General features: G+C 71.4%; 10 protein-coding genes. 6 read left to right on the top strand and 4 right to left on the bottom strand.

The features are described from left to right. Positions 1-121 precede the first annotated feature (121 nt). Positions 122-895, top strand: a complete 774-nt coding sequence (locus tag ACIQM3_RS05710; RefSeq protein WP_401619175.1) for an SDR family NAD(P)-dependent oxidoreductase — start codon at positions 122-124, stop codon at positions 893-895. A gap of 122 nt (positions 896-1,017) precedes the next feature. Here the strand turns inward: ACIQM3_RS05710 and trxA are convergent, their stop codons facing one another. The 3 genes from trxA to ACIQM3_RS05695 all read right to left on the bottom strand — a co-directional run bounded on the left by trxA (position 1,018) and on the right by ACIQM3_RS05695 (position 3,339). Beyond that, positions 1,018-1,362 carry a thioredoxin gene (gene trxA / locus ACIQM3_RS05705; protein ID WP_393760983.1) on the bottom strand — a complete coding sequence of 115 codons (345 nt, stop codon included), beginning with the start codon at positions 1,360-1,362 and terminating at the stop codon, positions 1,018-1,020. Then, entirely contained in the window at positions 1,359-1,775 is a 417-nt protein-coding gene (locus ACIQM3_RS05700) for a MerR family transcriptional regulator (protein ID WP_401619171.1), read from the bottom strand. The genes trxA and ACIQM3_RS05700 overlap by 4 nt, the downstream gene beginning before the upstream one ends. A 199-nt stretch (positions 1,776-1,974) precedes the next feature. Next, a complete protein-coding gene (locus ACIQM3_RS05695) occupies positions 1,975-3,339 on the bottom strand; it encodes a cation:dicarboxylate symporter family transporter (protein ID WP_401619168.1) in 1,365 nt (454 codons plus the stop codon). A gap of 154 nt (positions 3,340-3,493) precedes the next feature. On the opposite strand from ACIQM3_RS05695, the gene ACIQM3_RS05690 reads away from it, so the two are divergent. The 3 genes from ACIQM3_RS05690 to ACIQM3_RS05680 all read left to right on the top strand — a co-directional run bounded on the left by ACIQM3_RS05690 (position 3,494) and on the right by ACIQM3_RS05680 (position 6,608). Further along, positions 3,494-5,149 carry an ATP-binding protein gene (locus ACIQM3_RS05690; RefSeq protein WP_401619165.1) on the top strand — a complete coding sequence of 552 codons (1,656 nt, stop codon included), beginning with the start codon at positions 3,494-3,496 and terminating at the stop codon, positions 5,147-5,149. Then, positions 5,146-5,820, top strand: coding sequence for a response regulator (locus tag ACIQM3_RS05685; protein ID WP_401619162.1), 675 nt, complete (start codon positions 5,146-5,148; stop codon positions 5,818-5,820). The genes ACIQM3_RS05690 and ACIQM3_RS05685 overlap by 4 nt, the downstream gene beginning before the upstream one ends. A 164-nt stretch (positions 5,821-5,984) precedes the next feature. Beyond that, positions 5,985-6,608 (top strand): helix-turn-helix domain-containing protein, encoded by a 624-nt coding sequence (locus ACIQM3_RS05680; RefSeq protein WP_401620015.1) that lies wholly within the window; start codon positions 5,985-5,987, stop codon positions 6,606-6,608. Between the two features lie 61 nt (positions 6,609-6,669). Here the strand turns inward: ACIQM3_RS05680 and ACIQM3_RS05675 are convergent, their stop codons facing one another. Continuing rightward, a complete protein-coding gene (locus tag ACIQM3_RS05675; RefSeq protein WP_401619160.1) occupies positions 6,670-7,695 on the bottom strand; it encodes an ATP-dependent 6-phosphofructokinase in 1,026 nt (341 codons plus the stop codon). A 240-nt stretch (positions 7,696-7,935) separates the two neighbouring features. Here ACIQM3_RS05675 and pta point away from each other — a divergent pair, with 240 nt between their 5' ends. Both pta and ACIQM3_RS05665 read left to right on the top strand, forming a co-directional pair. Further along, complete coding sequence (pta, locus tag ACIQM3_RS05670; RefSeq protein ID WP_401619157.1) at positions 7,936-10,008, top strand: phosphate acetyltransferase; 2,073 nt, start codon at positions 7,936-7,938, stop codon at positions 10,006-10,008. 4 nt (positions 10,009-10,012) lie between these two features. Beyond that, positions 10,013-11,254, top strand: a complete 1,242-nt coding sequence (locus ACIQM3_RS05665) for an acetate kinase (RefSeq protein ID WP_401619154.1) — start codon at positions 10,013-10,015, stop codon at positions 11,252-11,254. Positions 11,255-11,318: the final 64 nt, after the last annotated feature.

Here is an 11,318-nt window from a genome sequence, read left to right as displayed (position 1 = left end):
CTTTCGGGGCCGCATGCGGTCCGGGGCCTCTCCCCGGGGCCGTGGCCTCGCCCGGTGCGCGGGCGTCACCGGGCCGGTTCGGGTGTGGCCCGTGGCCGGGGCGGGGCGATTTACTCGCCGCATGAGTGACACGAATGGAATGCTGGCCGGCAAGACCGTCATGATCACGGGCGCGTCGAGCGGTATCGGGGAAGCCGCCGCTCGTCTCTTCGCCGCCGAGGGGGCGGCGGTTCTCCTGATGGCCCGCCGCGAGGACGTGTTGAAGCAACTGGCCCTGGAGATAGACGACTCGGGCGGACGCGCCGCGATCAGCGCCGGCGATGTCTCGATCGCCCAGGACGTACAGCGCGCCGTGGACGCCGCCTGCGAGCACTTCGGCTCCCTGGACGCGGCCTTCAACAACGCGGGCTTCGCCGGTGACGACCTGTCCCCGATGCATGAGCTCGACCAGACGGTCTTCGACCGCTCGATGGCCGTCAACGTCAACGGCACCTGGAACTGCCTGCGTTCCCAGATCCCGGTGATGCTCGAAGCGGGGCAGGGCGCGATCGTCAACACGTCCAGCACCGCAGCCGTGGGGGCGACCGGGGCACCCGTGCCCTACGTCGCCGCGAAACACGCGGTGCTCGGCATGACCAGGGCCGCGGCTGCGGAGTACGCGGCACACGGCATCCGCATCAACACGCTCGTCGTGGGCACGACCCGGACGGAGATGATCGACCAGGCGGTCGAGGCCTATCCCGAGTTGGGGACGGCTTTCGTCGCCCGCCAGATGCAGAAGCGCATGGCGAACCCCGTCGAGATCGCCCAGGCGGCCCTGTGGCTGTGCAGCGACCGCGCCTCCTTCGCCACAGGCTCGGCACTGGCCGTGGACGGAGGCTGGACGGCCGCCTGAGCCCTCCCCTCCCCTCCCTGGCCGGTCGTTGGGGATTTACGGACAGCGGAAACGGGACAAACAGCGCCCTGGAGTGTCCGTAACTCCCCATCGACCGCCCCCCGCCTGCGGCGGGACCGGCGTCACACCGCCGCTGGGAGCACGTCCTCCAGCTCCTGGAGCAGGCGGCGCTTCGGGCGGGCGCCCACCATCGACTTCACCGGTTCGCCGTCCTGGAAGACCATCAGCGTCGGCATCGACAGCACCGCGTAGCGGCTGGTGACACCCGGGTTGTGGTCCACGTCGAGCTGGACGACCTTGACCCGGCCGGCCTCCTCCCGTGCGATCGCGCTGAGTACCGGGGCGAGCTGGCGGCAGGGCCCGCACCAGTCGGCGGTGAATTCGACCAGGACCGGCAGGCCGGCTCCCAGGACCTCCGTGTCGAACGTCGTGTCGGTCACCTCGGCGACACCTTCCGCGTGGATCATCTGTTGTCCTCCCAGTTGAGTTCACATCGTGGTTCGGGGCCGCCCGGCACCTCGGCGGACGCCTCCAGTTCGGCGCGGGCCAGCTGTGCGCCCACCTCCGTACGGACCGACCGGAGCTGGCCGATGAGCGCGTCCAGCTCGCCGAGCTTGCGCCGGTAGACGGCCAGCGAGGCCGGGCAGGCGTCGCCCGCCGGGTGGCCTGCGCGCAGGCAGTCGACGAAGGGACGGGTCTCCTCCAGGTCGAACCCGAAGTCCTGGAGGGTCCGGATCTGCTGGATCAGCCGCAGGTCGCTCTGGTCGTACGTGCGGTAGCCGTTCTCCGCGCGGCGTGCGTGCAGCAGGCCCCGTGACTCGTAGTACCGCAGCGTCCGTGTCGTCGTTCCGGCGCGTTCGGCCAGCTCCCCGATTCGCATACCGCGACGGTAAGCCTTGACGTCGGCGTCAAGGCAAGCGCCTGCGCCGAGGTACGGGCGCCCCGGCGCACCAGCGGTCGGCAGGTGCGGGTGAGTGACGACCGTATGCGAGACGGGACATCGCCGGCCGGGCAGACGGAAGCGGCCGGTACGGGAGGTCCCGTACCGGCCGCTCCGGCCGTGCGTCACGAGCCGCCGGTCACACCTTCGCGAGCGAGGGCTGCTCCTCGCCGCCGTCCCGGGCGTCCGGCACGTGCGGCTCGCCGCCGTGGGCGTCGTCCGTCATCGTCTGCTCGTCGAACGGGAGGGCGCCGGAGAGGACCTCGTCCACCCGGGCCCGGTCGATCTCCTTGGTCCAGGTGCCGACCAGCACCGTGGCCACCGCGTTGCCGGCGAAGTTGGTCAGGGCGCGGGCCTCGCTCATGAAGCGGTCGATGCCGACGATCAGTCCGACACCGTCGACGAGTTCGGGACGGTGCGACTGGAGGCCGCCCGCGAGCGTGGCCAGGCCGGCGCCGGTGACGCCCGCCGCGCCCTTCGACGCGATCACCATGAAGACCAGCAGCGAGATCTGCTCACCGATGCTCAGCGGGTCGCCCGTCGCGTTGGCGATGAAGAGCGAGGCCATCGTGAGGTAGATCGCGGTGCCGTCGAGGTTGAACGAGTAGCCGGTCGGCACGGTGATACCGACGACGGGCTTGCTGACGCCCATGTGCTCCATCTTCGCGATCAGCCGCGGCAGGGCCGACTCGGACGAGGAGGTGGAGAGGATCAGCAGGAACTCACGGCCCAGGTACTTCAGCAGGGAGAAGATGTTGACCCCGGCGACCAGGCGCAGGATCGCGCCCAGGATCAGGAAGACGAAGAGCGCGCAGGTGACGTAGAAGCCGACCATGATGATCGCGAGGGACTTCAGGGCGTCGACGCCGGTCTCTCCGACCACCGCGGCCATCGCACCGAACGCGCCTACCGGCGCCGCCCACATGATCATGGCGAGGATGCGGAAGACGAGGCGCTGGATGTGGCCGATGCCCCGCAGGACGGGTTCGCCGGCCGAGCCCATGGCCTGCAGCGCGAAGCCCGCGAGCAGGGCGATGAGCAGGGTCTGCAGGACCTCACCCTCGGTGAAGGCCGACACCATGGTCGTGGGGATGATGCCGAGCAGGAAGTCCACGGTGGACTCGCTCTCACCCGCCTGCGCCTCACCCGCGGCGCGGGCCGCCTCGGTGAGGTGGAGGCTGGACCCGGGCTCCAGGAGGTTGCCGACGACCAGGCCGATGGCCAGGGCGACGGTCGACATCACCAGGAAGTACCCGAGGGCCAGACCGCCGACGGCGCCGACCTTGGCGGCCTTCCGTACGGAGCCGACCCCGAGCACGATCGTGCAGAAGATGATCGGCGAGATCATCATCTTGATGAGGTTGACGAAGCCTGTGCCGATCGGCTTGAGCTCCACGGCGAAATCGGGAACCACGAGGCCCACCGTGATGCCCAGCACCACGGCGGCGATCACGGCGATGTAGAGATAGTGGGTGCGGTCCCGTCGTGCGGCTTTCTCTGCCACGGGGGTCTCCTCGGGTGTGCGGCGGCTCCCCGTCCCTGGGGGCCCCGGTGACTATTCACGCCCCTGTGACGGCCGTCACCCTTACGTTCATATCGTTCACGGACGCTTATCGGCCACCTTGGGCCCGCGGTCCCCGCCAGGCAGACTGTGAGGCATGCGCCTGCCCCGTACCCTCCCCCGCAGCCTGGCCGGCCAGCTGTTCGCGATGCAGGCCCTGCTCGTGGCCGCGGTCGTGGCCGGGTGCGCGTTCTTCGCGTACGCCTCGGGCCGGTCCCAGGCGGAGGAGACCGCGGCCCGCCAGGTGCGGGCAGCGGCCCTCGCCATGGCCGAATCGCCATCGGTGCGGGAGGCCATCCGTACCCCCGACCCGTCCGCCGTACTCCAGCCCTACGCGGAGCGGGTCCGCGAGGACACCGGGATCGCGTTCGTCACGATCATGGATCCGGAGGGGGTCCGCTGGACCCACCCCGACCCCACCCAGATCGGCAGGCGCTTCATCGGGCACACCGAGCGCGCCCTGCTCGGCGAGACGTTCGAGGAGACGTACACCGGCACGCTGGGGCCCTCGATACGGGTCGTCACGCCTGTCCGGGACGGTGACAGGATCGTCGGCCTGGTCAGCGCGGGCATCACCGTCGAGCGGGTCTCCACGCAGGTGCGCGAGCAACTCGGGGCCCTGGGGACGGCTGCGGGGGCCGCCCTGGCGCTGGGCGCGCTCGGGACGTACGTGATCAACGCCCGGCTGCGGCGGCACACGCACGGGATGAACGCCCGGGAGCTGAGCCGGATGCACACGTACCACGAGGCCACGCTGCACGCGGTGCGCGAGGGGCTGCTCATGCTGGACGGGCAGCGCCGGGTCGCCCTGATCAACGACGCGGGCCGCGAGCTGCTGGGGCTGGCGCCGGGATCGGTCGGCCGCAGGGTCGACGAGCTGGCGCTGCCGGTGCCACTGACCGGGGCGCTCCTGGCGTCCGAGCCGCGGGTGGACGAGGTCCACCTGACGGCGGAGCGGGTGATCGTCGTCAACACCAGCCCGGTGGTCGGCGGCGAGCGGCGCGGGACGGTCGTGACGCTGCGGGACCACACGGAGCTGCAGGCGCTGTCGGGCGAGCTCGACTCGGAGCGCGGCTTCACCCAGGCGCTGCGCTCGCAGGCGCACGAGGCGGCGAACCGGCTGCACACCGTGGTGTCGCTGATCGAGCTGGGCCGGGTCGAGGAGGCGGTGGACTTCGCGACGGCGGAGCTGGAGCTGGCGCAGGTCCTCACCGACCGGGTCGTGGGCGCGGTCGCCGAGCCGGTGCTCGCCGCTCTGCTGCTCGGCAAGGCGGCGCAGGCCAACGAGCGTGGTGTGGAGCTGGTGCTCGCAGAGGACAGCCTGATCGACGACGGGGCTCTGCCGCGCTCACTGGCGCCGCGGGATCTGGTGACGATCCTCGGCAATCTGATCGACAACGCGGTGGACGCCGCGTCGGAGGCGGCGACGGGCGCCGGCGGCCCCGTCCCCGCGCAGCGCACCGCGACCCGGGCCCTGGTCACGGTGACCGCGCGGACGGACTCCGGTGAGCTGCTGCTGCGGGTGGCGGACACCGGCGCCGGGATCGGCCCGGACGACGCGGACGAGGTGTTCCGGCGCGGCTGGACGACACACGGCACGGGCCGGGGCCTGGGCCTGGCGCTCGTCCGGCAGGCGGTCCACCGCAACGGCGGGACGGTGGCGCTGGACCGGGCGGAGGGCGGCGGCGCGGAGTTCACGGTGCGGCTGCCGCTCGCCGGCCGTACGGCGCTGACGGAGGTGGTGGCCCCGTGATCCGGGTGCTGGTCGTGGAGGACGATCCGGTGGCCGCGGACGCCCATCAGCTGTACGTGGGCCGGGTGCCGGGTTTCGAGGTCGCCGCCGTCGCCCACTCCCGCGCCGAGGCCGTCCGGGCGCTGGACCGGACGGAGGTGGACCTGCTGCTGCTCGATCTCTATCTGCCCGACGGGCACGGTCTTCAGCTGCTGCGCTCGCTGCGGGCGGCGGGACACGGCGCGGATGTCATCGCGGTGACGTCGGCGCGCGATCTGGCGGTGGTGCGGGAAGGCGTGTCGCTCGGTGTCGTGCAGTACGTGCTGAAGCCGTTCACGTATCCCACGCTCCGGGACCGGCTCGTCCGGTACGCCGAGTTCCGTGCGGCGGCCGGTGAGGCGAGCGGCCAGGAGGAGGTGGACCGGGCGCTGGGCGCGCTGCGGGTCTCGGACCCGGCCACGCTGCCCAAGGGGCTGAGCGGCCCGACGCTGGGCGCGGTGACGCGGGCCCTGCGGGAGGCGCCGGAGGGGGTGACCGCGGCGGCCGCCGCGGAAGAGCTGGGAATCTCCCGGATCACCGCCCGCCGCTATCTGGAGCATCTGGTGACGGTGGGCCGCGCCGTGCGGCGGCCGAGCTACGGTCAGGTCGGCCGGCCCGAGCTGCACTACCACTGGGTGGCTGAAACCCGCTGATGGTCCGGCCCACCCCCCGGGGGCACCCTAGGAGGATCATACGAAGGGTGAACTGATAGGAACAGCCTGTAGCCAGGCTGTTCCCGGCCTTCTACGGTGGGGCGGTGCACCCCACCCCGCCCTTCAACGCCCCCGCCGCGCGCCGCCTGCGCGAGGCGCTGGGAATGGCTCCCGGACATGTTGCGTACGGGCTCGGCGCCCAGTACGGACTTCGGATCACCGCCGAGACCGTGATGGCCTGGGAACGCGGTACGGCGCTGCCGGGCGAACGCGAACTGATGGCACTGGCCGGTGTGCTGTGGTGCGCGCCGGGCGAACTGCTGGCCGCCGCGAGCACCTTGCGCGAGCACCGGCTGGCCCGGGACGTCGCGGTGGACGACCTGGCCCGGGCGCTCGGGATGACGGCCGCCACGTATCAGCGGATCGAGGAGACGGGCCGCTGGCGCGGCAACGAGCGCCAGGCCATGGCGCTCTGCGACGCGCTGGACATGTCGGCGGCGCAGTTCCTGACGGCGACCGGCCGGAACGAGGAGCTGGCGGACCTGCTGACCAGGGCGGTCACGACACGCTGGCAGGCGTACGTACGACCGGTGGACAAGCTCGTACCGCTGGACCGGATCCTGGTCCAGAACGTGCTGGAGCAGTTGCACGCCGACTACCAGTCGCTGATGGTGTCGACGCTGAGCTGGAACACCACGGGCCGGGACCGGGCCGGGACGGCGGGCGAGGAGGGGCGGGAGTTCCTGGACCGGGTGGTCGAGGAGTTCTGGCGGACGGCGGGCATCTGAGCCGGCGTACGCGGGAACGACCCCGGCCGTCCGGAGCGGTCCGGCCGGGGCGCGCGGAGCGTCAGAAGACCGACTCGGCCTCGTACATCCGGTCGCTGGGGACGGTCTTCAGCCGGGTCACGGCGTCCGCGAGCGGGGCCATCACGATCTCGGTCCCGCGCAGCGCCGTCATCCGGCCGAAGTCGCCGCGGTGCACGGCCTCCACGGCGTTCCACCCGAAGCGGGTCGCGAGCACCCGGTCGTACGCGGTCGGCGTGCCGCCGCGCTGCACATGGCCGAGAATGACCGGCCTGGCCTCCTTGCCGAGGCGCAGCTCCAGCTCGGCGGCGAGGCGGTTGCCGATGCCCTTGAAGCGCTCGTGGCCGAACTGGTCGATCTCACCCTTGGCGTACGACATGGAGCCCTCGGCCGGGTGGGCTCCCTCCGCGACGCAGATGACGGCGAACTTCTTGCCGCGTGCGAAGCGTTCCTCGACCATCTTGACCAGGTCGTCGACCTGGAAGGGCCGCTCCGGCAGGCAGATGCCGTGGGCACCGCCGGCCATGCCGGACTCCAGCGCGATCCAGCCCGCGTGGCGGCCCATGACCTCGACGACCATGACCCGCTGGTGCGATTCGGCGGTGGTCTTGAGCCGGTCTATGGCCTCGGTGGCGACGCCGACGGCGGTGTCGAAGCCGAAGGTCCGGTCGGTGGCGGAGATGTCGTTGTCGATGGTCTTCGGGACGCCGACGACGGGCATCCCGGCGTCGGACAGCATGCGGGCCGCGGTGAGCGTGCCCTCGCCGCCGATCGGGATGAGCGCGTCGATGCCGTAACGGAGGGAGAGTTCCGCGCAGTTCTCGGCGGCCTCGCGCAGCCGGTCGCGCTCCAGCCGCGCCGAGCCGAGGATCGTGCCGCCGCGGGCCAGGATGCCGCTGACCGCGTTGAGGTCGAGGGGCCGGAAGTGGCCGTCGAGCAGCCCCTTGAAGCCGTCCTCGAAGCCGATGACCTCGTCGCCGTGGCCCACCACGGCGCGGTGCACGACCGACCGGATCACAGCGTTCAGGCCTGGGCAGTCGCCGCCTGCGGTGAGAATTCCGATGCGCATCCTGCTCTGTCTCCTGCTCGCTAGTGCCATGCATTCCGGGGACCGTCGTGAAACCCCCGTACCGTGAGCCACGACGATTGTCCCACGCCGAGCCGGGCCCCCGCGCTTCCGACCGCGTCGCAAGGACGGTACGGGCCCGGTGGCGGCCCGCCCCGGGCACCCTGCCCGGCGGGCGGCTCACCTGCCCCGGTAGGTATCGTCAAAGGGACAATGCCAGCCAAACAGGACGGGAGACCACGCGTGGCGCGCAGTGTGTACGTGACCGGGATCGACCGGGGAGACGGCCGCCAGGTCGTCGATCTGGGAGTCATGGAGCTACTGACGCGTCAGGTCGACCGGGTCGGTGTCTTCCGGCCGCTCGTCCATGACGGACCCGACCGGCTGTTCGAGCTGCTGCGGGCCCGCTACCGGCTCTCGCAGAGCGCGGAGACGGTCTTCGGGCTGGACTACCAGGAGGCCGCCGCCGTCCAGGCCGAGAAGGGGACGGACGAACTGGTCTCCCTGCTCGTCGAGCGTTTCCACCGGGTGGCCCGAGACTACGAGGTGGTGCTGGTCCTCGGCAGCGACTTCGCCGCCACCCAGCTCCCCGACGAGCTGGCCCTGAACGCGAGGCTCGCCAACGAGTTCGGCGCCTCGGTGATCGCGGTGGTCGGCGGCAAGGACCAGGACGCCGAGTCCGTACGGGCCGAGACGCGCAACGCCTACCGGGCGTACGCCGGCCTCGGCTGCGACGTCCTGGCGATGATCGTGAACAGGGTGGCGTCCGGGGACCGTACGGACATCGCCGAGCGGCTGAAGGCGCAGCTCCCGGTCCCCTGTTCCGTGCTGCCCGACGATCCGGCGCTCTCCGCGCCCACCGTCGCCCAGATCACCACCGCCCTCGACGGAACGGTTCTGCTCGGCGACGACTCGGGCCTGGCCCGGGACGCGCTGGACTTCGTGTTCGGCGGCGCCATGCTGCCGAACCTCCTCAAGGCCCTGACCCCCGGCTGCATGGTCGTGACCCCCGGCGACCGCGCGGACCTGGTCATCGGCTCGCTCGCCGCGCACAGCGCCGGCACGCCGCCCATCGCGGGCCTGCTGCTGACCCTGAACGAGCGCCCCGGCGAGGAGATCCTCCGGCTGGCGGCCCGCCTCGCACCGGGCACCCCGGTCATCGCGGTGGCCGGCGGGTCCTTCCCCACCGCGGGTGAACTCTTCGCCCTGGAAGGAAAGTTGAACGCGGCGACGCCCCGCAAGGCAGAGACCGCCCTCGGCCTCTTCGAGCGCCACGTGGACACCGGCGCGCTGCTGGAGCGGATCTCGGTGGCCCGCAGCGGCCGGGTCACCCCGATGATGTTCGAGCACGAGCTGCTGGAGCAGGCACGCTCGGCCCGGCGCCGGGTCGTCCTGCCCGAGGGCACCGAGGAGCGCGTCCTGCGCGCCGCGGACGTGCTGCTGCGCCGCGACGTCTGCGACCTGACCCTCCTCGGGGACACCGACGTCATCCGCAAGAAGGCCGCCGACCTGGGTATCGACCTCGCGGAGACGCAGCTCGTCGATCCGCAGACCTCCGAACTGCGCCAGAGCTTCGCCGAGCGGTACGCCGTGCTGCGGGCGCACCGCGGGGTGACGGTGGAGCTGGCGTACGACGTCGTCTCGGACGTCAACTACTTCGGCACGCTGATGGTCCAGGAGGGCCTGGCCGACGGCATGGTCTCCGGCTCGGTGCACTCCACTGCGGCGACCATCCGGCCGGCCTTCGAGATCATCAAGACCAAGCCGGACGCCTCGATCGTCTCCTCGGTCTTCTTCATGTGCCTCGCGGACAAGGTCCTGGTCTACGGCGACTGCGCGGTCAACCCGGACCCGGACGCGGAACAGCTCGCGGACATCGCGGTGCAGTCGGCGGTCACCGCCGCCCGCTTCGGTGTGGACCCCAGGATCGCGATGCTCTCGTACTCGACGGGCACCTCGGGTTCGGGTGCTGACGTCGACAAGGTGCGGGAGGCCACGGAGCGGGTACGCGCCTCACGGCCGGACCTGAGGATCGAGGGCCCGATCCAGTACGACGCGGCCGTCGAGCCGACCGTCGCCGCGACCAAGCTGCCGGCGTCGGAGGTGGCGGGCCGCGCGACCGTGCTGATCTTCCCGGACCTCAACACCGGCAACAACACCTACAAGGCGGTCCAGCGTTCGGCGGGCGCGGTCGCGGTCGGCCCGGTCCTCCAGGGGCTGCGCAAGCCGGTCAACGACCTCTCCCGCGGCGCGCTGGTCCAGGACATCGTCAACACGGTGGCCATCACCGCGATCCAGGCCCAGGGCGAGGAATGACGCGATGACCACCGACCCGACCAGCGAAGGTTTCCGCTCCATGAATGACGCGCACCGCGTACTCGTACTGAATTCCGGCTCCTCGTCGGTGAAGTACCAGCTGCTGGACATGCGCGACCGCTCAAGGCTGGCCACCGGCCTCGTCGAGCGGATCGGTGAGTCCTCCTCCCGGCTGGTGCACACACCGCTGAAGGGCGGGGAGCCCCGCGAGCGCACCGGCAGGATCGCCGACCACTCCGAGGCCCTGAAGGCCGCGGCCGACGAGCTGGCGGCCGACGGGCTCGGGCTGGACTCCCCCGAACTGGCGGCGATCGGCCACCGGGTGGTGCACGGCGGGCTGAAGTTCAGCGAGCCCACCGTGATCACCGACGAGGTGCTGAAGGAGATCGAGCGGCTCGTCCCCGTCGCCCCGCTGCACAACCCGGCGAACATCACCGGGATCCGTACGGCGCAGGCGCTGCGCCCGGACCTGCCGCAGGTCGCGGTCTTCGACACGGCGTTCCACACGACGATCCCGGAGTACGCGGCGCGGTACGCGATCGACGTCGAGACCGCCGACGCGCACCGGATCCGCCGCTACGGCTTCCACGGCACCTCGCACGCGTACGTCTCACGCAGGACGGCCGAGCTGCTGGGCCGCCCTGTGGCCGACGTGAACATGATCGTGCTCCACCTGGGGAACGGCGCCTCGGCCTCAGCGGTGGCGGGCGGCCGGTGTGTGGAGACCTCGATGGGACTGACCCCCTTGGAGGGGCTGGTCATGGGTACGCGTTCCGGGGACATCGATCCGGCCGTCACCTTCCACCTGAAGCGGGTGGCGGGGATGTCGGCGGACGAGATCGACGTCCTGCTGAACAAGAAGAGCGGCCTGGTCGGCCTCTGCGGCGACAACGACATGCGGGAGATCCGGCGCCGGGTGGACGAGGGCGACGAGCGTGCCGCGCTCGCGTTCGACATCTACATCCACCGGCTGAAGAAGTACATCGGCGCCTATTCGGCGGTCCTCGGCCGGGTGGACGCCGTGGTGTTCACGGCGGGGGTCGGGGAGAACTCGGCCCCGGTGCGGGAGGCTGCGCTCGCGGGACTCGAGGGTTTCGGCCTGGCCGTGGACGCCGGCCGCAACGCCGTACGGTCCGGCGAACCGCGGCTGGTCTCGCCCGACGGCGCCCGGGTGGCGGTCGCCGTCGTGCCTACGGACGAGGAGCTGGAGATCGCCGGCCAGACCTTCGATCTGGTCCACAACTGAGCGGGGCCGCGCCCCTTTGTATCTTCCACCAGACGGAATATTCCGCAGTGAAACAAACCGATAG

The sequence above is a fragment of the Streptomyces sp. NPDC091271 genome (assembly GCF_044757505.1).
GTDB lineage: Bacteria > Actinomycetota > Actinomycetes > Streptomycetales > Streptomycetaceae > Streptomyces.
This window is presented reverse-complemented; position numbering and strand designations above follow the sequence as displayed.

What these genes read in the sequence shown, in the direction of transcription:
- ACIQM3_RS05710 (WP_401619175.1), top strand. Translation starts at nt 122, where the DNA reads ATGAGTGACACGAATGGAATGCTGGCCGGCAAGACCGTCATGATCACG.
- trxA (WP_393760983.1), bottom strand. Translation starts at nt 1,362, where the DNA reads ATGATCCACGCGGAAGGTGTCGCCGAGGTGACCGACACGACGTTCGAC.
- ACIQM3_RS05700 (WP_401619171.1), bottom strand. Translation starts at nt 1,775, where the DNA reads ATGCGAATCGGGGAGCTGGCCGAACGCGCCGGAACGACGACACGGACG.
- ACIQM3_RS05690 (WP_401619165.1), top strand. Translation starts at nt 3,494, where the DNA reads ATGCGCCTGCCCCGTACCCTCCCCCGCAGCCTGGCCGGCCAGCTGTTC.
- ACIQM3_RS05680 (WP_401620015.1), top strand. Translation starts at nt 5,985, where the DNA reads ATGGCTCCCGGACATGTTGCGTACGGGCTCGGCGCCCAGTACGGACTT.
- ACIQM3_RS05675 (WP_401619160.1), bottom strand. Translation starts at nt 7,695, where the DNA reads ATGCGCATCGGAATTCTCACCGCAGGCGGCGACTGCCCAGGCCTGAAC.
- ACIQM3_RS05665 (WP_401619154.1), top strand. Translation starts at nt 10,013, where the DNA reads ATGACCACCGACCCGACCAGCGAAGGTTTCCGCTCCATGAATGACGCG.